This window comes from Ruminiclostridium sufflavum DSM 19573, assembly GCF_003208175.1.
Taxonomy (GTDB): domain Bacteria; phylum Bacillota; class Clostridia; order Acetivibrionales; family DSM-1351; genus Ruminiclostridium; species Ruminiclostridium sufflavum.
On record NZ_QKMR01000028.1, the window covers coordinates 1 to 25073 of the forward strand.

At 33.0% G+C, this 25073-nt stretch carries 18 protein-coding genes; 3 read left to right on the forward strand and 15 right to left on the reverse strand.

Going from position 1 to position 25073, the window contains the following annotated elements; all coding sequences use genetic code 11:
* Positions 1-187, reverse strand: a 187-nt coding sequence (locus tag LY28_RS17090; RefSeq protein ID WP_207658133.1) for a helix-turn-helix domain-containing protein, incomplete at its 3' end; no start/stop codon positions are given.
* 211 nt (positions 188-398) lie between these two features.
* Between LY28_RS17090 and LY28_RS17095 the strand changes: the two genes are divergently transcribed.
* Complete coding sequence (locus tag LY28_RS17095) at positions 399-629, forward strand: hypothetical protein (RefSeq protein ID WP_165835613.1); 231 nt, start codon at positions 399-401, stop codon at positions 627-629.
* A gap of 253 nt (positions 630-882) precedes the next feature.
* Here the strand turns inward: LY28_RS17095 and LY28_RS17100 are convergent, their stop codons facing one another.
* Together LY28_RS17100 and LY28_RS17105 are read right to left on the reverse strand one after the other, a co-directional pair.
* On the reverse strand, positions 883-1686 hold the full coding sequence (locus LY28_RS17100) for a hypothetical protein (protein WP_110463395.1): 804 nt from the start codon (positions 1684-1686) through the stop codon (positions 883-885).
* A 127-nt stretch (positions 1687-1813) separates the two neighbouring features.
* Positions 1814-2422 (reverse strand): hypothetical protein, encoded by a 609-nt coding sequence (locus LY28_RS17105; RefSeq protein WP_110463396.1) that lies wholly within the window; start codon positions 2420-2422, stop codon positions 1814-1816.
* A gap of 183 nt (positions 2423-2605) precedes the next feature.
* Between LY28_RS17105 and LY28_RS17110 the strand changes: the two genes are divergently transcribed.
* Together LY28_RS17110 and mcrC are read left to right on the forward strand one after the other, a co-directional pair.
* Positions 2606-5092, forward strand: coding sequence for an AAA family ATPase (locus LY28_RS17110; RefSeq protein ID WP_110463397.1), 2487 nt, complete (start codon positions 2606-2608; stop codon positions 5090-5092).
* Entirely contained in the window at positions 5085-6125 is a 1041-nt protein-coding gene (mcrC, locus tag LY28_RS17115) for a 5-methylcytosine-specific restriction endonuclease system specificity protein McrC (protein ID WP_110463398.1), read from the forward strand. Before LY28_RS17110 ends, mcrC begins: the two co-directional genes overlap by 8 nt.
* Positions 6126-6524: 399 nt before the next feature.
* Here the strand turns inward: mcrC and LY28_RS17120 are convergent, their stop codons facing one another.
* The 12 genes from LY28_RS17120 to LY28_RS17175 form a co-directional block, all read right to left on the reverse strand.
* A complete protein-coding gene (locus tag LY28_RS17120) occupies positions 6525-9227 on the reverse strand; it encodes a phospholipase D-like domain-containing anti-phage protein (RefSeq protein ID WP_110463399.1) in 2703 nt (900 codons plus the stop codon).
* A 12-nt stretch (positions 9228-9239) separates the two neighbouring features.
* The gene (locus tag LY28_RS17125; RefSeq protein WP_110463400.1) at positions 9240-12161 is read right to left on the reverse strand and encodes an anti-phage-associated DUF1156 domain-containing protein; all 2922 of its coding nucleotides are present in this window, start codon (positions 12159-12161) and stop codon (positions 9240-9242) included.
* Between the two features lie 16 nt (positions 12162-12177).
* The gene (locus LY28_RS17130) at positions 12178-12732 is read right to left on the reverse strand and encodes a DUF3780 domain-containing protein (RefSeq protein ID WP_110463401.1); all 555 of its coding nucleotides are present in this window, start codon (positions 12730-12732) and stop codon (positions 12178-12180) included.
* Positions 12733-12743: 11 nt separating this feature from the next.
* Positions 12744-15842, reverse strand: a complete 3099-nt coding sequence (locus LY28_RS17135) for a DUF499 domain-containing protein (protein ID WP_110463402.1) — start codon at positions 15840-15842, stop codon at positions 12744-12746.
* A gap of 598 nt (positions 15843-16440) precedes the next feature.
* Positions 16441-17238 carry a hypothetical protein gene (locus tag LY28_RS17140; protein WP_110463403.1) on the reverse strand — a complete coding sequence of 266 codons (798 nt, stop codon included), beginning with the start codon at positions 17236-17238 and terminating at the stop codon, positions 16441-16443.
* A 62-nt stretch (positions 17239-17300) separates the two neighbouring features.
* Positions 17301-17603, reverse strand: a complete 303-nt coding sequence (locus LY28_RS17145) for a DUF7225 domain-containing protein (RefSeq protein ID WP_110463404.1) — start codon at positions 17601-17603, stop codon at positions 17301-17303.
* A 109-nt stretch (positions 17604-17712) separates the two neighbouring features.
* On the reverse strand, positions 17713-18021 hold the full coding sequence (locus LY28_RS17150) for a hypothetical protein (protein ID WP_110463405.1): 309 nt from the start codon (positions 18019-18021) through the stop codon (positions 17713-17715).
* A 525-nt stretch (positions 18022-18546) separates the two neighbouring features.
* Positions 18547-19938 carry a recombinase family protein gene (locus tag LY28_RS17155; protein ID WP_110463406.1) on the reverse strand — a complete coding sequence of 464 codons (1392 nt, stop codon included), beginning with the start codon at positions 19936-19938 and terminating at the stop codon, positions 18547-18549.
* A 143-nt stretch (positions 19939-20081) separates the two neighbouring features.
* Positions 20082-20741 (reverse strand): RloB family protein, encoded by a 660-nt coding sequence (locus tag LY28_RS17160; RefSeq protein ID WP_110463407.1) that lies wholly within the window; start codon positions 20739-20741, stop codon positions 20082-20084.
* Positions 20742-20743: 2 nt separating this feature from the next.
* Positions 20744-22072 (reverse strand): AAA family ATPase, encoded by a 1329-nt coding sequence (locus LY28_RS17165; protein ID WP_110463408.1) that lies wholly within the window; start codon positions 22070-22072, stop codon positions 20744-20746.
* 199 nt (positions 22073-22271) lie between these two features.
* Positions 22272-23024 (reverse strand): Fic family protein, encoded by a 753-nt coding sequence (locus LY28_RS17170; RefSeq protein ID WP_110463409.1) that lies wholly within the window; start codon positions 23022-23024, stop codon positions 22272-22274.
* Positions 23025-23374: 350 nt separating this feature from the next.
* Positions 23375-25069, reverse strand: a complete 1695-nt coding sequence (locus LY28_RS17175; RefSeq protein WP_110463410.1) for a UvrD-helicase domain-containing protein — start codon at positions 25067-25069, stop codon at positions 23375-23377.
* Positions 25070-25073: the final 4 nt, after the last annotated feature.

Consider the following 25073-nt stretch of genomic DNA (forward strand, 5'->3'; position numbering starts at 1 on the left):
TAGACATTAATTTTTTATCACTAAGGTCAATAGGCCATGATATCCCTGCCTTTTCGGCTCTTGTTAGAATTTCGGATACAGTTGATTTGCCACAATTACATGCCTTACCAATTTCTCTTAGTGATAGTCCTACTTCATGTTTCAACCTTAAAATTTCTCTTGCTTTCAGCATTTCCAGCCTCCTCATCGTCTGGCCCCCTTTAATCATACTGATTAAAGAGTAGCAGTTAATTTATTAACTCGACAAGGTGTCCGGATAATTCCGAAATGCTGTCCGGATGTTTCCGGAATCAGTGTCCGGATGCGGCCGAAATATGCACACAAGGCAGCCAGATACTGCCGAATATGTGGAAACACTCTAAAAAACAATCTTAACGGCGTTGAAAAGAAATCATATTATGAAACAGTATGCACTGATATTTATTTATATGCTGATTGCCCATACTGTGGTGAGACTTCATACAAGTGGCCGGATGGTGCCTGCCCCAAGTGCAACATGGTACTACACAACTATTGTCATAATGGTTGGTATGTTGATAAAGGTGGCTGCAGCTATGAAAATCCTGAAAATGCACGGTTTTGTGAAGCTTGCGGAAGTGAGACCTATTTTTATAGTATGGGGTTTTTGAAGGGGTGGGAAGACGTAAAAACAACTCGTCCATAAATTATTTGATTTTAAAATATTCTGTATATATTTTAAATCAAATAGTAGTTTTCAAAAAAAGTTAAGAAATAAGTTGTGAATATTTTTGTGAATAAATCCCCTGTGGATATTGTTAATAACTTTGTGTGCTACGTTATATAACTTGTATATCATGTGGATAATATTGTTGATAATGTTTGCAATAAATGTTGATAAATATTGTTATGAATTTATTATTTCTAATCGTTTTTTATTAGTTTATACTTAAAAATAACATACCAATATATAACACAAATTAATGCTATAATTATCCCCCCAAAATGTGGCGTAAAACTTAAAATAGTTGCGTTAAGACCAGCGAAAAAAATAGTTGAAATAAAGAAAGGTAATTTTTTTATTATCTTTTTAAACAAAATGAATTCAAGTATGCTCATAGTTGAAACAACTAAAAGTACTCCCCCAAATATATAAAACGAAAACAATATTTGATTTATGGTACTTTGCATAGAAACATAAATTGTCGTAGCTACAAAAAAAACACTAGCTAATAATATAAGGAAAGTATATACAGCAGGCCAAAAAAAAGATTTTGAAGGACTCTTCTTTATAAAATTTGGAAAAGCATCAAGAAAAGAGTCACTTCTTACCCAACTTGTTAATTCTGAACTTTGCTGTGATTTGTGAAAATTCATTTCGTTTTCTATACATTGTTTCATTTCAGAAATAACTGTGGAATTTTTATCTTTTTCCCAATCTAAATATAATATAAATACTTTTTTTGAGCATATTGATGGTAGTGATTCTAATTGTATAGAAAGCTCATCTAAATCAATTTCCATCCTCTCATATTTACAAATACTCCTATATGCCTTAGAGTAAATGCTTAAGTTTTTTTCACTTCTAACCAATTCATCAGATATATTTTTCAAATATGTAGAACGAATTTCTCTAAATAACCATACTGAAATAAATATAAGCACTGCATAAGCCAAATAATCTGATGGTGTTTCTTTAAGCGTTTTGTAAATTGATAAAATATCCATTCTTAAAATTCCTCTCATCAAAAATAATGTACAATGAAACAAAATGTCCAAAAGATAATGTAAATTATATGGCTTTCTATGTTAAAAGTAATTCACAAAATACAACTTTCATAGTTTTTGATAAGGTTTATTTCCTTTCTATGTACCCAAAATGATATTGAGATTTTTCAATTGATTTTGCTAAAACTTTCTTGGTTTTCTGTACAATAAAATCCTCTGCTTTCAATCCCGTAGGCACTATGTCTTTAATCTTAATCCATATTTTCTTTTTATCATCTTTCCATAAATCTGGTGTCAATATTTTTTCTGGGGAACCAATACCTTCAGCATCAGTTTTTATATCTATTACTTCTGCTTTGTATTGAATATCATTATTACCTCCTCCACTTTTACCTATAGCAAAAAACACCTCAACAGTATTGCCACTGTTTATTTCACTTAAAAATTCTGTTCTTCTCTTTTCCGACATTCCAGTCGCTAACGAATCGGTAGAAAACCAAACTGATTTATTTATTCCGCAAAAATTTTCATATTGCTTCAAAGTTTCCACACCATTAAGTCTAGAATATGTATCTATTCCTAATCTCATAAAAATGGCTATTGGGTAAATAATCTTTTTTTCACTTTCTCGTTCTAACCTCAAATTTTCCTTTATAAATCTGTCAGTATCATCTCTTTTGCTAATAATTTGCTGTGCTTGAGGCGATAGATGACGAGTATCCCATCTAAATGCCATAAATCATCAACTCCTTTTATATAATAATTCTATTTAATGTAAAATTATCCTTTATATAATATAAAATTTATTATAAGTTCAAAACAGTTAAAAAAATAGTAATATTTTGAAAATTCAATATGATATAATTATTTGTAAATTACTCTAATGATGATAAATTAAATTTTATATAGGCGGTGCAACATGGAAAATAATAATTCAAATACGGCATTTGCATGGACAACATTCTATTCAGAATTTGCAGATAAACTGCTACTATTTAAAAATAACCGTACACAATTGCTTTTAGGCATAAAGGATTCATATGATAGCTTAGGAATGAAATTTCCATTCGTGGACAATGGTGAACTGCTTGATGATATTTGTCCGTTTACGGTTTTTGGCTGCTTTAACAAAGGTATAACAAATGATAATAGAATTGCCCTAATGAAATCAATTGGCTCAAAACTTTGTGTAAAGTCAGAAGTACCAACAGAATTTGATGGTATCCCCGTTTTAAATAATTTAAAAGCTTGGTTTTTTGGATATAAAAAGGACAGAAACTCTGATGACATTTCAAATCTGTGGAATCTTTTTGAAGCCGCTATTGCTTATGCAGACAACCCATCAGATGTCACCCGAAATGCTTTTATTGTTGACTATGATAAAGTACGCAAGCAAATTAGTATAAAATGGAACATAACAATGGGTCTATATTGGATACGCCCATATTCCTATCTAAACCTTGATGAGAGAAACAGAAGTTTTTTAACTGAAGATAGTAGTTCTTATGCGAAAGAAGTACATAATATTACGAATTTTAAGCAGGTTCCAACTGCCCAGATGTACTTAAATATCATTTCACTCTGCAAAACTTTCTTTAAGAGAGAAGGAATCAACTTCAAAAATTTTCCTGAGTTATCCTGCATTGCATGGAAATCTACAAGCATAGAACCTACTTCTAAAAAAATTTCAACTGCTAGCTTTCTTAAATGGTTTAATCCTATTGTAAATGCTATAAAAAAGTTAGGAGGTTCTGGTACTCCAGAACAGGTACGAAATCAAATAATTTCCGACTTAAACCTACCAGATAAAATCATTAACGAAACACGTGGGAAAACAGGTACAAAGAAATTTGATAATGAAATAGCTTTTGCAAGAAACTATTTAGCCTACGAGGATTTTATAGATAAATCTATACGTGGAATCTGGAAGCTAACAGAAAAAGGTATGACTGCACCTATTAATGAAGAAATCGCAAGTGAGATTTTTTACAAATGGATGGAAATTAATAAACAAAAAAGAACTGATACGGACGAATCCTTTATTGTTGCCCGAAATGAAATAAAGTATTGGTTATATGCTCCTGGTGAAAGTTCTCGTTTTTGGGATGAATTCTATACAAATAACATTATGGGTATCGGTTGGGATGACATGGGTGACCTAGAGCAATACAAATCCAAAGATTCAATGAAGACTAAAATGAAAGAATTATACGGTGAAGATTACTCATATATGAATCAAGCTCTTGCAACATGGCAGTTCGTAAATGAAATGCAGATTGGTGATATAGTTTATGTAAAAAAAGGCATCCATAAAATTATCGGTCGAGGTGTTGTAGAATCTGATTATATCTATGACCCATCTCGAAATGAATATACTCATACTCGTAAAATGAATTGGACACATAATGGTGAATGGGATCATCCAGGGAAAGCAGCAATGAAAACCCTCACAGACATCACATACTATACTGATTATGTTCAAAAGCTAGAGACCCTGTTTGCAAGCGATGATACTGAAGTAGAATTACCAGAAAAGAAAGAAGTCCGATATCCTGATTATACAGATGCTGACTTCCTTAACGAAGTATTTATTGATGCAGACAGATATGAATCTCTGGTAAAGCTTATAAAGGTCAAAATGAATATTATTCTTCAAGGTGCACCAGGTGTTGGTAAAACCTTTACTGCTAAAAGGCTGGCTTTTTCAATAATGGGGAAATGTGATACAAGCCGCGTTATGATGGTTCAATTTCATCAAAGTTATAGCTACGAAGACTTTATCATGGGTTATCGTCCAACAAAAGAAGGCTTTGATTTGAGTTGTGGACCATTCTATGATTTTTGCAAAACAGCACAGGATGATAATGAGAGAGATTATTTCTTTATCATCGACGAAATAAATAGAGGTAACTTAAGTAAAATATTTGGTGAATTATTAATGCTTATTGAGACTGACAAACGAGGTGAAAAGCTAAGACTGCTTTATTCAAATGAATTATTTTCTGTACCTAAAAATGTACATATCATAGGCATGATGAATACTGCTGATCGTAGCCTTGCAATGATTGATTATGCGCTTAGAAGAAGATTTGCTTTTTTTGAGCTTGAACCAGCCTTTGATTCGGAAGGTTTCAAAGCAATTCTCAATGAAAAATCATACCCGAAATTCACAGCTTTAGTAGAGCAGATAAAGGCGTTAAATGAAGTAATCTCCAAGGATGAGTCTCTTGGTGACGGTTTTAGGATTGGTCACAGTTATCTTTGTACTAAAGAAGAAATTACAGATGAATGGCTATTATCAGTTATAAATTATGAACTTATTCCACTTCTCAATGAGTATTGGTTTGAAGATCAATCAAAAATTGAGCAATGGACTAAGAAATTGTGTGGTGCTTTAAATGATTAAATTACAAAACATTTACCATATGCTTGCTTATGCATTTGGAGTACTTAATGAAGCTGGTTATCTGAGTATTGCTGAAGAGGAATTTGAATACATATATGACTTGTTAGCCTCAATTCTGGCAAAAGGAATTGCAATACAAATAAAAAGAGGATTAGGCAAAGAGTATAAAATCCACTCGGAGTCTCTTAGTTCCTCTATAGGTAAAATTGATATATCCTCTTCTTTAAAGCAGCAAACGATACTTAAAAAGCAGTTGGTATGTGATTTTGATGTGTACACAGAAAATTCATATATGAATCAGATCCTTAAAACAACTGCCATGTTACTAATACGTTCCACTGAAGTTAATGCTCGGCAAAAGAAAGAGCTTAAAAAGGTTATGCTCTATTTTACTAATGTCGATGAAATTATTCCGAATAAAATTAAGTGGTCAAGCATTAAATATCAGCGAAATAATTCTACATATAAAATGTTAATCAATATATGTTATTTAATAATTAACGGGCTACTACTAACTGAAACCAATGGTTCAAGAAAGCTTGCCCGTTATTTAGATGACCAAAGAATACATAATTTATATCAACGCTTTGTATTTGAATACTATAGGAAACATTTCCCTGAGTATAAAGTGACAGCGGCTCAAATTGACTGGGATGTTGATGATAACATTACTGATTTTTTACCAGCTATGAAAACAGATATTACAATAGAACACAAGGGGAAAATACTTATTATTGATACCAAGTATTATTCGCATACCATGCAAACCAATAGCCTTTATAATAGTTGTACTATTCATTCCGGTAACTTATATCAGATTTTTACTTATGTTAAAAATCTGGACACCACTAATTCCGGCAATGTTAGCGGTATCCTTCTCTACGCAAAAACTGATGAAGAAATCACACCAGATAATGACTATATGATGAGTGGCAACTGTATAAGTGTAAAAACTTTGGATTTGAATACTGATTTTAGTAATATTAAAAAGCAGTTGAATTTTTTGGTTGAGAAGGTTTTTAATATTACATAAAATTTCTGGTTAACCTAAAGTAATAAAATAAAATTCACAAAATTTAAAATCCAACATGACTGTATAATTATTTCCATATATACCTTGTACACACAAACTAATATGTAGATACGACAATCATAAAAACACCAGTTTTTGTGATTCTAGCTATATCAAAAGCTGATTTATGGGTGAACATGCAAAATAAATCATCCAGTTTCATTTTGCACTAATATTGCTATAACGTTAGACTATATCTTCAAAAAAAGCATTTATGCAAGCACACTAGAAAATACGGTCAGTTATGTTGGAGAATGCTATAAATGAAATGTTTATGAATAATAGTATTAAATAATTGAGTCTGTAATAAATTTTACTATCAATAGTCATTAACAGCATACCATATATCATTAGATCTCGTTATTTCCAGCTTTGTTCAAAATACTTACGTTTCTCCTTTTTATCTAGTACCCTAGAACAAGTTTCCCAATCAATATGTTCCACTCCCATATTGTACCGATTTTCGAATGGATGAACTTTCGGAACAGAATCAATAATCTCTAGCGCCTTAGCTTTATCCCCTACAGCAATTTCAATCCAAACATCTTCTAAAACATCAGGTAATTGTCCAAATACGCTGTATATACTTTCAAGTCTGGAAGAAAGCAAGTGATGAACTCTATCTTCAACTGAATCTTTATATCTCATATTATAGATATGTACAGTGTCATTCAATTGACCAATTCTTTGTATACGACCTTTCCTTTGCTCAAGCCTTGTAGGATTCCATGGCAAGTCAATATTAATAAGATTCCCCAATGTTTGTAAATTTAGCCCCTCACTGGCTGAATCAGTTCCAACCAAAACCTTTATATCTCTTGTTTTAACAGCATGTTTTATTTCTTCTTTTTCTTTCTTTTTAAAACTTCCACTTAAGTACACACCTGATTTAGAGCCTCCAGCATAAAGACCAATCGGTTCATCATTAAACTCCTTGGATAAGCCCTCAGCAACCCACCTTGCAGTATCAAAATATTGTGAGAAAATAATTACACCTTTGTCTAACCATTTTTCATCTTTTAATAACTCAACAGTTTTATCATATTTGGGGTCTCTCGCTTCATTTGATTCTAACGCTTTAACATAATTATTAAGTAATAACGATTCTACTTCTGTGAGATTTTTAATGTCTGAGTCTATACGGACTTCATCTTCTTCATCTGTTAAATCAGACAAACCCGTATTCCACTCATTAAGCATCTTATAGCCAGTATTTTTTCCTGCCTCAATAGAGCTTCCAATACGCTTTAATAATAACGTTTTTAAAAATCCTGAACTCTTTGAACGTTTCCCTATTTCATTACAAAATTCTTCAGCATACTCATATGCTTGCTTTAAGTATCCAGTAAGGGTCAAAGCCTCATCATCATCTTCCCCATGAAGGATTACCTCAATCTTTTTCAAAAATGGCTCATTTGTATTTGGGTCAATGGTATCTTCTAAATACTTTCTTTCACGCCTAATAACATGACGGATGTATGGATTAAAATTTGCGAAGAATTTTTTCGTTAGCATATTCCCAATACGTTGTCTTTCTTTTGGTAATAGTTCAACATAGCCCTTGCTTAAAACAAAATCATCATCATTCATGTTGTTACTACTTCTAACTGACGCAAATGTAGCGTCTTCATATTTCGGTGGAAAAGGATTACGAATCCAATCCCAGTTCTCAAGGTCGAAAAACTCCTTTGTTACTTTCCCCATTATCAAATCTAACCCCTGAGGTACACGTTCAGGCTTTCTCCATAAAGCTGATTTACTACCAAGAACACTATCATTCTTTTGGGACAGAATATTCATTAAGTCCCAAAGTTCTACTGGATAAAGCTGAATTGGTGTTGCCGTAGCTAGTAGTATACTTTTTGTCCTTGTTGAAATCTGCATTAAGAATTTATACAGATTGTTCATCTCAGGGCTATGGTATTCTTTCCCATTCCCAAAATTTTGTCGTCTTGCTCTATGAGCTTCATCCACTATTATACATTCATATTCTTTGTTCAAAAGGTGCTCTATTATTGGAGATTGAGATACAATTAGTCCTTGTGACAATATACCAATACGTCTTGGGCACTTACTAATATCTTGATTGCCTCTATTGGGATATTTTAACCCATTTTCATCAACCCACTCTTTTCCGTTCCACACAGCACAAGGAAGGTCAAGTAATGTATCTAGTTCTCCCTGCCATTGCCAAATAAGAGTTTTGGGCACTATTATAAGTACAGGTTTGTCCCCATATAATGCCATCAATTGAGCTGACATTGCAAGCTGAATTGTTTTACCAAGACCCACCTGGTCCGCTAATATGAATCTTGCACCATAGGACTGTTTATGTTCTCTGAAAGCCAAATCTACAAAATACTTTTGGTGTTCCCATAAACCTAATTGTTCTCGAAATACAGGTAATTCAACTGCTACGGATGATGTTGCATTATCTTCCTCACGCCAACTAATAACATCATCAATAACAGTTCTATTTGCTATTCTTTTAATATCTTCAATAACAAAATCAGCAAGAGGTATAGCGGTTTTATCTGTCCATAAAGCATTAAACTCATCTTGAACCCAATTAACACCTTCGGGAGATGAATCTTCCCACATGAGTTCATAATTCAATTTCCATGCCATTTCCGATTCATTAACACTACCTAAAAAAGAAGTACGAGAACCATCACTTAAAGTAATAACCCCTGCCTTGCCATGAATAAGACCGAACCTTTCATTGGGAAGCACTTTTACTTCCATTTTTCCTGACGAAAGAAGGTTATATAACTTTTCAAAGCGTCTACCTGGATTAGGTAATTCTTCAGGCTTATATTCGCACCATTCTTTTCGTATGGCACTTTGAGCCATTTTAGCCGTTGCAACATCTTCAACTGACAAATCCGAATTGCATATCACTCTGATTTGCCCTGAGATATTTTCTAATTCTTCCCCTGCAACCTCAAAAATAGAAGAACGGAAATATCCTGCAATCCTATCATAACTTTGAGCATCTATTAGCTTCTTTTTAAGAAGAGAATCAGTCAATGACTCTCTTCTTGAGGAATAACGATTTATCATATACTAGTCCCCTTAAACACCTTCATTTTTAAGAGCTTCTTTCAAAATCTTTGCAAAGTATGCATGTTCATGCCAAAGTGCCATATTCTCGACATGTTCTAACCTTGATATGAAACTTAATACTTCTATCATGATTGGTTTCTTGTACCAGAATTCATTGTTTTCAGAGTAAATAGACTTCAAATAACTCCTGCCTTCTACTGTTGATTTTGAATTTGTACATTCATTAATCGCAACCAGCAAATGGCGAACTATTGAGGAACTAAAACCGCCATTACCCAGATTTTTCATTTTAAATTCCGACGGTGTCATAAGTCTTGTTGAATTTGCCTTAAACTCTGCAAACATGTCAGCATATTCTTTAACTCCAAACCCTCTTGCAAGTTCTTGATAGGAGCTTATTTGATAATTACCATTCATCTCAATCTCAAGCCCTCTAATAAAAAATCTTTCATCAGGAGTTAAATCTTTCCAATGTATCTTATCAAACCCTTCTGGGATTAAATAGTCATAAGCTATTTTTACAGCTTTATTGATAAGAGCTTCAATTGGATTTTCCTGCGTGCTATTCCTTGGTTGACTCAGCCAATAATGGACATCTATACCTTCAATTTCTTTATATGCAGTTAAAACCTTAAGCGATGAAGCATATGAAGCCAATAAATAATCTGCATCCGTAAAGTCTGGGTCATCTTTATTATCTAAATCATGCATTGAATCAATGATTTTTTCAACTTCATACTTGATTTCATCGTAAAGTTCATCCTGGAATACTATCTCATTTGAAATTTGCTTTTTCAGTGTTAAAAGCACAGTCCCTTTTACATAGTTTCCTTGCTTTAAACCCGAAGCTTCTGTCTCAGTTGCTATATTCCATGCTGACACTACCCTAAGTCCAGCCGACCACAAAATCATAGCAAGCTCAGACCATACCTTTACATCCTGGTGAGTAAACATGACAACTTGTGTGCCATTATCGGGCATGTGATTTTTAAGGCTCTTATATACCTCAATCATGCTTTCGTTGAAGGATTGCCCAGTCCCTTTGACTGCCAATACACGCTTAGAATCTGTATACCATTCTGGAAAAGCTTTTTCAATAAGTCCTTTATCCCATGATAGGAAGAACTCTGTAAGCTCATGATAATTAACTGCATCCGCATATGGTGGGTCTGTAATCCATATGTCCGCAATATTATTTATTATTCTTGCATCAAATAAATCTATATTAGCCTTACTCATTATTTTTGTATTATTAATATTAAAAAACCAAGATGTTGTTGTCGTACTAACTCCTCTTGAAGGAAAATTAAAAATCGTATTTAATGCTTGATTGCTAAAAGTCTGTGCTATTTTTTCGCTTGCTGGTGCTGAATCCCATCGTGCCAGTTTTGAGTCCCAATCACAAATCTTATTTATACCTAATAATCCCATTACTAGTTCGTAATTATTCTTCGCATACTTATCAGTTTTTTGCATAAACAACCCATGTATTAGCAACTGCCTTGGGTTAAACAATTGATGCCAATAATTCCATCCTCTTGTCCTTATTGGCTCGTCAGTCTTTTCTCCCGATTCAATTATTGCAGAAGGAATATATCCTTTTTCTTGCCATTCTGTAAATACATCAGTTAATAGCTCAACAACTTTATTCTCCCGCTCTATATCCTTTATTGAAGGTGATGCATAATACCTTTTTGTCTTTTCATTACCCTTTTCGTCTATATAAATCTCAACATATCTTATTGCATAGAGTCGCTCTTGAAATACATCATTTCCTCTTGGAACAAACTCATGTTTCTCCCATTTTCTGAGTCCAAAAATAGTGTTTCCTTCTGAATCCCTTCTATCTCCTCTGATAGAAGACATTGGAGTTTCCATTTTACAATGTGGACAGTAAAGCTTACCCTTTCTAAAGGTAATATTATTATTAGCTTCTTGAAACTGTTCTTTGTTTGCCCCTTGTACAACTTCCATATTAAAGCCATCTATATTATTATCTTTTAGAATAACTACTGTTTTAGTCCCCTGTCCAATAATCCACGATGGAGCTAACGGTACTTTGTGTCCGCATTCAGGGCATCGAACCTCATTACAATAAAGGTAAGAATCTGCCCTGTGACCTTTCTCATTGTGTTCAATTCCCCAAGATATAACCTGCTTATTTACATCATGATAGACCTTTTTCTGGAACTCTCTAAGCTTTTCAACCTCATCATCCGATGCCCCTGCAATGTTAAGTGATGCCCATGTTAGTAGTGATGCTACAGGATTTAAGTCAGAGGCATAGACATCAGCACCGATTCTCGCTGATTCAAACGGAATTGAACCCCCTCCCGCAAAACAATCACCAACTCTTGGATTATGTCCATATCTCTTCGCACCAAGTTCTTTAACCAATTCTTCAAGAGAAAATGCATTAGTTTTTAGGTGTGAATTGATTTCTTCCCATATTTCCTTACTTTCAATTATTACATGCTCAGGTCGCTCACAAAGCACTAACTTTTCATCATATGACAAACGGTTAAAAACCAACTTTTGAAGATATTCTTTATCTTCCTTATTTAGCCCCGAGATATATTTAGGTTTATCCAAAGTAGATTCAGAATCAAAGTACTGTTTTCTTTCTTTGGTATTTAAATGACTGTATATATCTTTAGTGCTTATAGCTTTTGATTTTCTGCTCCAGAGACCCTCATTATCCATTGTAAGAATTTTCAGAAATATGTCTTTGTCTTTAACAGTGTCCTCTGAAACAGGCATTAGAATACCAAGTAGTGTAGCTCTTACAAGAATAAGTGGCTTACGCCCCCACCATTTTCCTAATCCTGTTAAGGTTTGACCCAAATTAGCTTTTCTTTCTTTATAACTCTCTTTTGATATTTTGGACACAGGAAACTGTATCTCTATAAATGATTTTGTAAAATCTAACATTTTAAGCCCCTTTTAATTAAAATTGTTTATAAAGAAACTCAGTAATATTACCCTGTAAGCCTCGCTCATCAACTGGATTTTCTGTTAATGCATATCGAATTGCTTTTCTCCAACCACGCTTGTCTGCGTAATACCCTGTAGTGGCATTAGCCATTGTAAACAGCCACCATCTTTCTTCCTGACTAAGTCCGAGCCAATTCTTAATCGCTGTGCTTATAAGTTTTGGGTCAGAATCCTCAATTGCCCAAAGAAGAAGAATCATTTCTTTCCCTAAAAGACGTTCAATTGGTATATCACCAATTTTAAACTTTCCCACTATTGTATTCGTTGCACTTAATCTCCTGTTAAATTCTTTTTCTATCACATCTTTTACTGAATCCCATTTTTCCTTATTAATAACAACTTTAAGGTTTTTCTCTATAATATCCGACTGTTGTTCATCAGAATTATCCCATTCAAATCTTTCATAAATATAAACTTCATTATTTTTGCTTCTGGAAATTCTCGCCAAAAAGTGATGTTTTGTTTCGTCAGGTATATATCCAAATCCTATAGCTTGATTTTTGGCCATTTGTTACCTCCTTACTGACTAATCTTATTTTTATATGACTCTATGGTAGATTTCTGTTCAGCAACCCATTGTTCAAAGGTTTGCCCTGTTTCAAACTTAATATTATTAATTGTAACATTTACTTCGTACTTTTTATCTGAAAAGAAATTGTCAATCAGACTATTAAGCTCATCTGTTAGCTTATCCACATTTTCTACTTCAAAGTCACCCATATCTAAGCTTAACCAGCCAAATTTCCCCGAGTTTTTTTCTTGTATATTAATACTAACACCACTTACTTTCGTATCGAACTTCCTAATGCTTTCAATTAAAGCAAAGGATTCTGTAGTATTGGTAGCGTTAAGAGGCTCATTCAGTTTAACAGGTTTGTCTTTATCGAGTTCAAATTTCTGTTCCTTAACCTCAATCTGCTTAACTGCTGAATAAATTCCCATTTTTTCATTTACCGCAATGGCTTGAATATACTTACTTCCCTTGGGAATTTCAAATGCACCATCATATACTCCACCTACATCTTTTGGATTTGAGCCATCACTTGTATATTTAATAACAACATTTGGTGATGATGCTTTAAGTTCGATATATTGGCTACCTCCATTATCATAAATTTTGTGCTTTAGTAAAACATCATTAGTCCAATAAAGCAGAGAGCCAGTCGAATTAGTACCCTTGCTATCAACGCATAAAAATGATAGTTTCAACTCTGTTGTCTTAAAATTATTAATGTCCGCAACTTGCATAGAAGCAATCGTTGCATCATTATTAATCTCATAATAAACTACATCTCCATTATGAGGTAGAATCTTCAATGTCACTTCGCCAGTATCATCGTCTCTACTAATAACTCTACAACTTACACATGTCTCTGGTGCTGGCGGTTCTTTATCGAGATAGCCTCCTTCTTCAATCCAAATTTCTTTCTTTAAGGCGTCAGTTTTAAGCTCTTCTAATGCTTTTGGATGGTGCCATTCCCATGACGTTGTCGTTGCAACACGTTCCATTAGGTCACTCCATCTCATTCTTTGAACAGTAAATATTCTGACCTCAAATTTTTTTCTAAGGTTATTAAGATCTACATCTGTTGTGAACTTCATGACTTCAATAAGAACTTTTTTGATTTGTTCTTCTGCATCGAAGTTACTGCTTTTGAATTCCATTTTGAAGTCACTCTTCTGAAGACCATCTTTTTTAGGATAGTAAAGCGTGATAAATGTTTCCCTGATACTTGAAAATAGTCTTACGCTTATTTTATCGAAAAGGTCTTTTGCTTGAATAAGCTGACTATCATTTGCAGGTAATTTTTCTTCATATTCCATTCTCTTAATAATTGATTCAATTGCCTTATATTCTTTTGTAATCTCAATAAGTTTGTCCATCGTTACACGTTGTCCTGAAAGGAACATTACTCTATTTTTCATTGTTGAGTCATTATAAAACTTCTCAACGTCCGAATGTAATCCTGTATTGCCAACAACAGGCTCAGTTAAAATCAGTGTAATTTTATCTTTCTTAAGTTCAATCTCTTCAATTGACGGAAATACTAATACTTGTTGGTAACAATCTTCCATTTTAGGTTTAAAGCTTGTAGCTAGCATTTCTTTTATTTTTAATTTAGCAACTTCGTATGAATAGGTTTTTGATGTCTCAATTAGCTCAGCATTTACATTCTGAACACGCTTGAAAAATATTCTGTTTTCTTTATCAGTATATAAATACCATGCTTTTATTTTAAAATCCTCTATGTTTTTCTTGAGGTTTGTTATATCCCTTCCTGGTTCAGCCATATATCCAATAATTTCATTCATCGAAAGACCAATTGTAGCCCCAGTGACCCTTGCAAGAGATGACATTAATACTAATTTACTTAAATCCTGCATATCACTTGTTTTTGTTTCTAAATCCATTAATTCTGACACTGATTTGCCTTGATTTGCTATATCATGTGATATCGCATTGGAAAGTTCAGGTTTTATACTTTTTACAGCCGTCATCAGTTCATTATCATTCAGATTTATATCAAAAGCATTAATAAGATACCTTTTTTTTGCCATCATATCTTTAGAATAAAGATTTTTTACCATCATACGAGTAAGTCTGATAAATCCTCTCGTCTGTTGAAATCCTTGGTTCTCTTTAAACCGAGCAAAAATGTCACGAACAGATGGATGAAAAGGGTATGACGTTAGAATTCCTTTAACTATTTCTTCAGGAGATGCATTTGTTAGTCTCATTTCTTTGGCTTCACTAACTGCATTTCTGAATCCAGAAGATATTTCTGCAATTTCGTCTTTACTGGCAGTTTTTTCAAATAATCGAGTCCTTAAAATATTGTATAAATCATCTGTGTTAGCTCCTACTGGTTCAATATTAATGGCAGAACGTTCAATTTCTCCTTCTAATTCTTTAAATGACTGCTGTAATAGATGAGAACCCTCTTCATATGTTGCCTGTAAGTCCGAAACAACAAGGCATACGTTATGAAGCTCTGCTTTACCTATAGCATTGAACAGATTAGCTAAGGCGTTGGTAGTAATATCAGCAAGTGTACCAGTTCCTATTTCCACAGCCTTCGTGTATTGCAAATATGGAGGAAGTTCATCAAGCAATATCAGTGTAGGAACATCACTTTTTAAGAGGTTAATCCATGCGGATTGACCTGGAGCTTTTAACGGTGTGTAATAGCTATTAAACAACTCTTCTTTGCCAAGTTGTTTTGCAATTTCACCCCATATCCCATACTGTAAGTCACTTTCTCTACCTGTATATGCTACTACCCTTATATCCGAGTCAACATTCTTATATTCACCGTTAAGGATTTCTCTTCTAACTTTTTTATCTAATGCAAGTAGACCAAGAGCAACCATATTGTGTGTTTTACCACCACCCATGGCCTGAGTAAGCTTGACTATCCCACCTGAAGCTTGGCCTCTAAATCTCTTAAATGCTGTATCAAATAAAAGCTTCATGCCTTCTGTTATAAAAGTCTCTTCAAAAAAGTGTTTAGCATCAATAGAATTATTTACCAAATTACCAAGGTCCAAGGTATCGTCCCTTTTAGTCTCGTCAAAAACACTTTCCCTCACTTTACATGCCTGAAATATAGTTTTCATTATGTATTCTCCCCTAGATTCAATATTTTTCCTAAGCAAATATAATCATTTCTTCCCAACACTTTGCTGAATAACACCAGTAATTTTATTTTCTTTATATACTTTCATTGTTTTTTATCAAGAACTGCCTCAAATATCCTATAAATGATTGTTCTCCATTTCATGATTTCAATAACAATAATCAGAATTAATTTTAATTTTTTACCAAATTTCTTTGATTATTAAAATAAGTCAAACTATGCACCCTTCATTTTTGTGTCAAAATTGTACAATATTTATTTAAATTATACTCTTTGTATATTTCTTTAACAATATAACTCTGGATATTTGTTCTAATTATGTATATTAAGCTACAAAAATACCTTTTAATTTGATGAAAAAAATACTAGTTTTAAAACTCTTATAAAATTACGATCGAGACGGAAAGCAAAACATTGAAATCACTGCGGGATCGGTTTAGCTCAATGGGAAAGAATACCAAAAAGTAGTAGGGCTCGCGTGAAATACAACACCTTTATGTAGAAGTGGTATGTTTATATGGTTATATCCTATTGAGGGAGTTAATTTTTGTAAAATTGTTTTAATTTGTGGTAAAACATTACTTGTGTAAAAGTCTCTCCCAGAAGGATTTTTTCTCTTTTACAAGATCACCAATAACTCTTCCACTTAGCCAAAACGAACCACTTAGGATTCCACCTTTTATTAATTTTCCTTCTATAATTTCAGGATCTGCAACAACATCAATTTCATCCCCCATGACAGTCACTTTAGCCCAAATATATTCTTCATTTGTGTGTCTATTAATACATTTTTCTGTATCTATTATCCTTCCACTAAATATAGCTCGTGCTTCCGGAGGCACTGTACTTTCTCCATCAGGATGAAATAACCCTGATGGTATAAATGATTCAACAGCAAACTTTATTTCGCTATCTTGAGCATTAAAATACTCCTCTTCAGACTCAAATCCTTTTATTTCATGAGCAAAAGCAGACAGTTGAATATTTGCTATTTGTGGAAGCTTTATACTGCCATATGTATAAATATCAGGAACATCAAATACAAGTGGATATCCGTTTGCCCCATCTTCTTCACCATTTGGACTTGTCATTGCATAAAACGCTCCATCAAGGTCAGTATTATCTGGATTTTTTACTTTCTCACTAATACGCACCCTCATACGTGCTGTTCCCGAAAAATGAGGATTTAGCCCTATGGCTTCATTCTTGTTATTTAGTTGTCCCCAAAGTTCAACTTTAGAGTCCATACTCCATTTAATATAAGTACCTTTGCTTACTTTAATATGCTCTCCTTTATTAAAGGTCTTTTCAAAGTAAGCCTGAAATTCTTCCTGACTTTTTAATGGTATTCCTATACTTGAAAAATGACTTGCCATTTTTACACCTGCCTTCGCGTATTTAATATAAAATTTTCAAAGTGTCCAATTATTTAGTCAAATTAGCTTTCTATTTTTGTAACTATCTTACAAGGTTTTTTTATAACAGCTCCTTTGTAGAAATAGTTTTCACCTCGATATATGTATTTTCCTCGAGATATCCATTCAAAAATCTTAAAATCATTTAAAGATTCATTAGATAATTTGTCCTTATTTGTAAGATTATAGCAATAATCACTTGGTATAACACTACCTTCATTTACACCATGCCTTACTTTTACCATATTAATAATTTCACTTCTTAAATAGATGGTGCCTGGTTCGCACTCCAAAAAAGTCTCTTTTACTTTTTCAATAATAGTCATATACCTTCTACCTCATAAAAATATCATTATATCCAATTACTGTTCAACTCACTTAATGAACTTCATCCTTTTTAGGCATATTCGTTATTAGTCCTTAATTTACTTTTTATCATTTAAATTTTTCTATAAGTGCAAAAACGTAAGCAGTATTTCTAGATTTTCTGCTAACCTCATGTCTTACTCCATTTTCTCCATTAGTCCATCGGTCATAGTATGAATATACAAATAAAAAATCTCTCTTTGATATTTGTCTTTGTTTAGAAAGATTGCTTGACGGAGTATGTTTCATTGCCATTCCCACATATAATTTATCTCTTTCATAAAAAGCTCTAAACCAGAGACCCGTTGTTGTTTGTAATTCAACATCTGAACAAGATATATCAGAAATAATACTATCCCATAATGCCTCTCCGTTCATAATTTACACCTTCCTCAAATATGCTATATATTAAGAGCTATAGCCTCAGTATGCTTACTTAGGTATATATAGTTTATATTTACAAATTCTATACAATCCCGCAAAAACCCTTTCCTATTTGCGTATCGAGTATCATTTTGCGTAAAAGTACGACCCCCCTGTACCAAAAAGCATAAAAAAGTGTGTCCACGGAAACATAAAACACACATCAAAAAAGGGGCTTATCGCCCCGAACCTTTGATATCAAGCTACTTCCGTTCTATCAACACGACTGTCTCAACGTGCCTTGAGTAGACAAAAATGATGTCGTTTGAACCTGATGGTTCCTTGGCGGAGGAGTATTTTTCTCTAAAAACAGGTTATAATAATTCGCTTTTTCGAATCTTAACCTCCGCTCTTTATGATCAGAAGTATATCATTTCTGTCAGGCACTTTGAAGTGCTGCTACAACTTTACCAGTAAGTAAAAATTGTACGCAATAAAACTTTCAAACAAAATGTGGTTTGAGAGCTTTATTCTGAACAATTATTCAATTGTCTTGATAAAGTCTTTTTCCATAATTAATCCGGATTTAAAGTACACAGTTGCTGTTTTTTCATCCTTGATAACTATCAGATCAATCGTCTCATTCAATACAGCTTTGTTTATATCGTTTTTATCAAACTCTAATTTATCAGCTAATAGGTAATTCTTTAACGTAGCTTTTGTTTTCAACAAATATGCTGATGCTTCATTAACTATTGTTTCTAGAATTGATATAAACAATTCCACTAGCAATTCCAGCATTATTGCCTCTTTTATCGTTGGCGAATTTTTGCATTTTGTGGTTCCATTTTTTAATCGTTTCCGACATCGCCATACATATGACTTTCCACTTTTATTCCACCAGGTTACTCTGTGGTATACGTTATTACATTCTCCACAAACAATTAGTCCACTTAAAGGATATGACGAGCTGTATCTCTTTCGAACATCACTAGCTTTTTTCGTACTCCTTCTTTTTAGCTCCTCTTGAACTTTATAATAAAGCTCTTTACTAATTATTGCCTCATGGCTGTTTCTAACATAATACTTCTTTACATAGCCATTATTCATGACCTTTTTCTTTGTGAAAAAATCAATCGTATATGTCTTTTGCAAAATAGCATCTCCAATATACTTTTCACATTGAAGCATTTTGTAAATCGTACTGCTATGCCACTTGTCATTTCCGGTAGTTGTTTTTATTCCTTCAGTTTCAAGAATTAGCGCAATTTTATAAGCGCTAAAACCTGCAACATATAAGTCATATACTTTTTGAACTACTTCAGCTTCTCCCGGAACTACAATTAATCTACCATTTGAATCTTTTGTATATCCCATAAACTTGTTATGATTTACCTGAACAATTCCCTGTTCAAATTTCCGAACAATACCCCACCTTGTGTTTTCACTTAAGTTACGACTTTCTTCTTGTGCTTGGCTGCTCAAGATGGTGATAAATAACTCACCGGTATTATCCATAGTATCGATGTTCTCTTTTTCGAAAATGATGCGTATTTGCCTCTCTTTTAACTCCCTAATAACCCTCAGAAAATCAACTGTATTTCTTGCGAACCGACTAATTGACTTTGTAAGGATAAGATCAATTTTGCCAGCATAGCAGTCATCAATCATATCATTGAAGCTGTCACGGAATCTTGTATCAGTAGCTGCCTTCCCTTCATCAGCGTATATACCAACACAGTTCCAATTCTTGTTGGATTCAATCTTTTTTGTGTAGTATGCTATCTGAGCTTCATAGCTGTTTTCTTGCTGTTCAAATCTTGTACTGACTCTGCAGTACGCTGCTACATTCAATTGCTTTTGCTCAATCCTAATATGTGAATCATACTTTGGATCTGGCGGAATGACTGTAATACTCTTTTTATGTACCATTTTAACCTCTCCTATATAGATTTGATTTTGACTTTTCTATTATACAAAATCATATCTATAAAGCGAGAAATTTTGACAATTCTGCTTTGATAATATTTCTCATAAGCAAAATTGCCAAGAATTAATCCTTCCTAAATATTCAACTATACCAATTCGCACTCTACCAAGACTCTTTCAATAACTTCCCAAACTGCTAAAGAAGGATTTTCTTTGTAATACCTGTATCCCTTATATTCTTGCAAAACATATCCGTTTTCTGCATTTCTTTTCATAATCTGTTTAGCGCGATTAACGGCATCTTTAACATTCTGCAAAGTCAATTGGCTCAGCATTCTTTTAAAATTGTTCTCATGTTTGTACTCATCCATGTTTTCAAAATTTTCACCGTAAGCACTGTTAATATGCGATAAGTACAATCTCCTATGAGCTAATGAACCATTGCAGTTTGACTTATGTAATACAATCCATAAATCAAAAGTTAGGTTTGAATACCCAAATTTATAGTTTATTTGCTTGCCTAAGTCTTTTGCTTGTTTCATATTGTCCATTGTTTCTTTGAATTGTCGTACATGGATTTCTTCATCACTCTCATAATCAGAAATATGATAAATATCTGTTTTTCCTGTTACGACAATTGACTTTGCACGTTTTAGGGGATTCTTTTGAACAGGGCAATCAAAGGAAACCTTAAACACAGATTCTGGAGTTTCATTTATGAGACTTTGAAGCCATTTGAAATACCATTGTTCAGTCTCGCCTTCTACACTAAAATAGTACTTCTTCGTTTGCTTTAATTTTGCCATTTCTACACCTCTCTTTCTCTCGAGATTAATTCCTCAAAGATTGGTGTAAAATCAATATCTTTTATCGCACCGTATTGGCTGACAAAGTAGTTTTTCATATAGTCTTCGTGCTTTCTAACACCCTTTTCGCCAGTAGTCCCAAAATCAGACAGGGAGTATAATACACTGTTATTGTTGCCATCATCTCGTTCTACAAACTTTATCTCATCTCTTCTAAAGATGTTGGAGTTTAAGAAAATCGGATTATGAGTATTAAAAATCAATTGTGCATTATTTACGTTAATCTCATCATTGTGGAATACATTGATTATGCTCATTAGCGCCATCGGATGGATTGATGCATCAAATTCATCAACTACTAAAGTACCGCCTGTCAAAATAGCTCTTATTACTAAAGGAAATATGTTTACGAAACGAATCGTTCCGTATGATTCAAATATCTCTGCAGCAACAATTGCATTTTTTTGATCCTTCATGTTTTTAAATATTGAGCATAGCTTTGCATCAGCCTCATTTTCGCTTATTACATATCCCAGTGCATTTGAATTGATCCCAAACAGCTTTGCTGCATTATTTGTTGTCGTCTCAACATAAACAGTCTGTTTTTGTGGGTCGACAAATCGTTTGATAAGTTGTAGTGAATCCGCTCTATAGATAACCATGAACTTGTTTGTAAACCAATTGGTAATCAGCTTAACAAAGCTTTGGCTAATTATCAGCTTAAACCCATTCATCAAAAACAGCTCTTCATCATTTAAACTATTCTTTGATATTTCAATGATGCTATCTTCATTTCTATAAAGGTTATCAGCTAGGAATTTGTTTATATTCTTAAAATCCCCAAAGGACAACTTGTCATCCCTGACGAATACCTTTTCATTATTTACATGAAGCTCTTCTCGTAATACTTTTCTTGTGTATTCGCTATCTAAAAAGCATCCTAAGTCCAAGTTTACTTCATAGTGAATCAACAAATCATTTTCTATGAAATCTATAGAGAATAAAACAGGCTCAGAACATTTTTCCATATTATTAGGTATCAATTCTAATGAACTTGAAGCTTGATTCGGTGAAGATTGATCTTCTGAATTTCGAATATGACCCCTAAGTACAATAGCCCTAAAAGTGTCCATGGCACCAATAATATTAGTTTTACCTGATGCATTCGGTCCATATATAACGGATGAGCACAGTCCCTTTACACTTTTCCCTTTTGTCTTTTTAACTAGCAAGCTATAATCTAGCCCCTTTTGTTTAGGTGCTGCAGTCATAGAAAACACAGCTTCATCAACAAAAGACTTATAATTCTTAGTCTTGAATTCTAAAATCATATTTATTATCTCCATTCTGCAATTTTAATGCAAAATCACAATTAAATTATACTGATATTATATGCATAAGTCAAATTTACTATTCAATTTTGCATAAATATTGCAAAATTATTTCCATTTAAATTAAAATAAAAACTTCTACCTCCATAAATTTATGAAAGTAGAAGATGTGAATGTTCTTAAACACTATGGATACTTTTTACATTTGATGTGATTGGTTCTGTTCCGGTATTATAGAGATATATTTATCAAGCTGTGCTTCTTCCAATTCCGCAATCATATTTGTAAAATCATCTAGATTACCTTGAGCAGCATATTTGTCTAATGCATTATAGTAATTCAATCGATTTTCTTTTGCTATAGAAATCGGTAAAAAACCATAGCTCATCAATTGATAGTTCATAATCAGTCTTGATGTCCTACCATTACCATCTTGAAACGGATGAATTCTAACAAACTCTCCATGTGTCCATGCTGCTAGTTCAATTGGATTCAAATCTTTCTTATACATTAAATCTGCAAAGAAATTCTTTATCTGAAAATACATTTCGTTTCTTGCAGGTGGTGTGTGGCTGGCACCACTAATAAAAACCTCTTCATTTCTATATATACCACCGACTATGATATTCTTCATGACAAGTGCATCAATGTCTTTTACTATTTTTTCACTCAAAGGAAGCCCTTCTTGGATACATTGTTTCACATAACGGAAGGCTTTTCTATGATTTACAACTTCGTATATTTCTCTAAGTGCTTTTCCTCCAACGGAAATACCGTCTTCCAATACCACTTTAGTTTCAATAAGCGTAAGGGTATTTCCTTCTATTGCAGTAGAGTTATGAGTAAATTCTACTTCAAACGCATTATTATAAGATTCAATTGTAACTTTATGAAGTGTATTTTTTCCATCATCATACGATTTTTGTTTTTCTGATATTCTTTTAAAATCCAAGATTGAGCCTCATTTCATAGCTAACTTTATAATCATTATAGCATGCTGGTTACAAATAGTAAGACAACAATTTATATTATGGCTCTGGTACATATAATCTTAAAACACCAAATCTGAATTCATCTATTTAGAAAATGTCATTTAGCCAAATAGTGGGAAAGATTATCGCTAAAATCTTTATCTTAATCATAAATTTCTTCAACACCGTAGTGCCTAATTTGCTCATTAAATTTTCAAATAAATGTGTTTTACTTGAAAGCTTTATTGGGCACAATTAATTATTTTATAATGATTATACCCATATCGATAATTAACAATTACTATTACTCTTTAGAGTACACTCCTATTTTTTAGTGATTTTCTACTTTAACTAAGCCAGTTTTAGATAGCATATCATAAAGTTCATTTATTCCTTCATTACTCTGTATGTTATTAAACCTCGTCCTTCTAGCTCTACAAAAAGTAAAATCCACACGATTTTTAGCTCTTGAGAGAGCTACAAAAAAAGCACATTTATCTTCATCGGGTTGATTAGCAAAATTCCAAAAGGCGGAATCTTCCAGCCCAATAAAAAATACAGATTTATATTCTAGACCTTTACTTTTATGAATTGTCATGATGGGAATTGAATTTTCACCTATAAAATTTTCAATAGCAACTTTCCAATCATTAACCAATAAATACTCCTTCCACAACAACTTTTTAAACTCTAATATTTTCTTTGAATAATAAGCTTTATTTTTATACTCTGGAAATATTGCAGCAAGCCTATCATAAGACAATCTTTCTAGAATGATATTGATATTTTGATTAAATATTTTCGGATCAGAAATGTTATGAATATTATTTGCAAAGGTCTTTAGCAAGATATTTACTTCGTTTTCAACGCGCATAAACTCTTCAGTCTTTGAGTTTTCATCAAGAGATTCTATCTCACAAAAAAAGTTATTAATATATCTCCACTCATTCGGATTTTGTTTTGAAGTAGTAAGTATAAAAATAAAAGTCAAGATTTTGACAATCTCTTCTTTTAACAAATCTTGATAGACAGTTTCATTTCTTGCTCTAATACTACTATCTTCTAGCCGTTTAATTATACTTTCACTATATGTATCCACTGTTTGTTTGACAAGAATACATATATCATTTGGTTTGGTTCCACTTTCTATTAATTCTATTATCTCATTACATATAACTTCTGTTTCTGTATTTTCATCATTGAAAAACCTCAAGAACGCCTCGCCCATTTGACTATCCCATTTTGGAGACGGCTTAATATTAGCTTCTTTTTCATTAAGATTGGCATACATAGCCTTTTGTATTTCTACAAGGCGTGGAGCAGACCGATGATTCATTAATAGTATTTCCTTCGTTGCTTTGAAATCACTTAGATAATCTTCAAAAACAGTTCTCCTTGCACCTGCCCAAAGCATAATTCGTTGTTTGCTGTCACCTACTGCAGTAATTACCGCTTTTGAATCTAGAAAACAAGCTTTTACAAGCTCGTATTGTATTGAAGTAGTGTCTTGAAACTCATCTAAAAAAATATGACTATATGTTAATTGTAGTGACTTTTTTATGGATGGATTTGTTCTAATAATTTCAGTAGCTAACTTGGAAATAGCTTGAAAAGAAAGAATGCTTTTACCGTTGTTTTCGTTGTTTAAACCTATATCATAGTTTTTATTAGGTTTGATTTTAACAGGTAATCCATTCATGAAACGATCTAGTAACGATTTGGCAAATGCATCAAATGTCATAGAATTAAATCTAAATACCAATTCATTACCGCATCTTTTCTCAACTCGATCTTTTAGATTTAAAGCAGCATCCTTTTTGAAACTTATAGCCAGTATTTTTTTAGGATTTATGCAAGTGTTGGTTTCTAATAAGTAGCTCGCTCTTTGTGCTAGTAACTCCGTTTTTCCAGCTCCTGGACCAGCCGTTACTAATTTGCTGGCATTACTAGTAGCGACCAGCATTGCTGCATCTTCTAGAATAAAACCGTCTGTTGGTACCCACTCATTACAGTTTTTCCATTGCACTTAC

What these genes read in the sequence shown, in the direction of transcription:
- LY28_RS17100 (WP_110463395.1), bottom strand. Translation starts at nt 1,686, where the DNA reads ATGGATATTTTATCAATTTACAAAACGCTTAAAGAAACACCATCAGAT.
- LY28_RS17105 (WP_110463396.1), bottom strand. Translation starts at nt 2,422, where the DNA reads ATGGCATTTAGATGGGATACTCGTCATCTATCGCCTCAAGCACAGCAA.
- LY28_RS17130 (WP_110463401.1), bottom strand. Translation starts at nt 12,732, where the DNA reads ATGGCCAAAAATCAAGCTATAGGATTTGGATATATACCTGACGAAACA.
- LY28_RS17095 (WP_165835613.1), top strand. Translation starts at nt 399, where the DNA reads ATGAAACAGTATGCACTGATATTTATTTATATGCTGATTGCCCATACT.
- LY28_RS17165 (WP_110463408.1), bottom strand. Translation starts at nt 22,072, where the DNA reads ATGATTTTAGAATTCAAGACTAAGAATTATAAGTCTTTTGTTGATGAA.
- LY28_RS17140 (WP_110463403.1), bottom strand. Translation starts at nt 17,238, where the DNA reads ATGGCAAGTCATTTTTCAAGTATAGGAATACCATTAAAAAGTCAGGAA.
- LY28_RS17135 (WP_110463402.1), bottom strand. Translation starts at nt 15,842, where the DNA reads ATGAAAACTATATTTCAGGCATGTAAAGTGAGGGAAAGTGTTTTTGAC.
- mcrC (WP_110463398.1), top strand. Translation starts at nt 5,085, where the DNA reads ATGATTAAATTACAAAACATTTACCATATGCTTGCTTATGCATTTGGA.
- LY28_RS17110 (WP_110463397.1), top strand. Translation starts at nt 2,606, where the DNA reads ATGGAAAATAATAATTCAAATACGGCATTTGCATGGACAACATTCTAT.
- LY28_RS17125 (WP_110463400.1), bottom strand. Translation starts at nt 12,161, where the DNA reads ATGTTAGATTTTACAAAATCATTTATAGAGATACAGTTTCCTGTGTCC.
- LY28_RS17120 (WP_110463399.1), bottom strand. Translation starts at nt 9,227, where the DNA reads ATGATAAATCGTTATTCCTCAAGAAGAGAGTCATTGACTGATTCTCTT.
- LY28_RS17145 (WP_110463404.1), bottom strand. Translation starts at nt 17,603, where the DNA reads ATGACTATTATTGAAAAAGTAAAAGAGACTTTTTTGGAGTGCGAACCA.
- LY28_RS17155 (WP_110463406.1), bottom strand. Translation starts at nt 19,938, where the DNA reads ATGGTACATAAAAAGAGTATTACAGTCATTCCGCCAGATCCAAAGTAT.
- LY28_RS17150 (WP_110463405.1), bottom strand. Translation starts at nt 18,021, where the DNA reads ATGAACGGAGAGGCATTATGGGATAGTATTATTTCTGATATATCTTGT.
- LY28_RS17160 (WP_110463407.1), bottom strand. Translation starts at nt 20,741, where the DNA reads ATGGCAAAATTAAAGCAAACGAAGAAGTACTATTTTAGTGTAGAAGGC.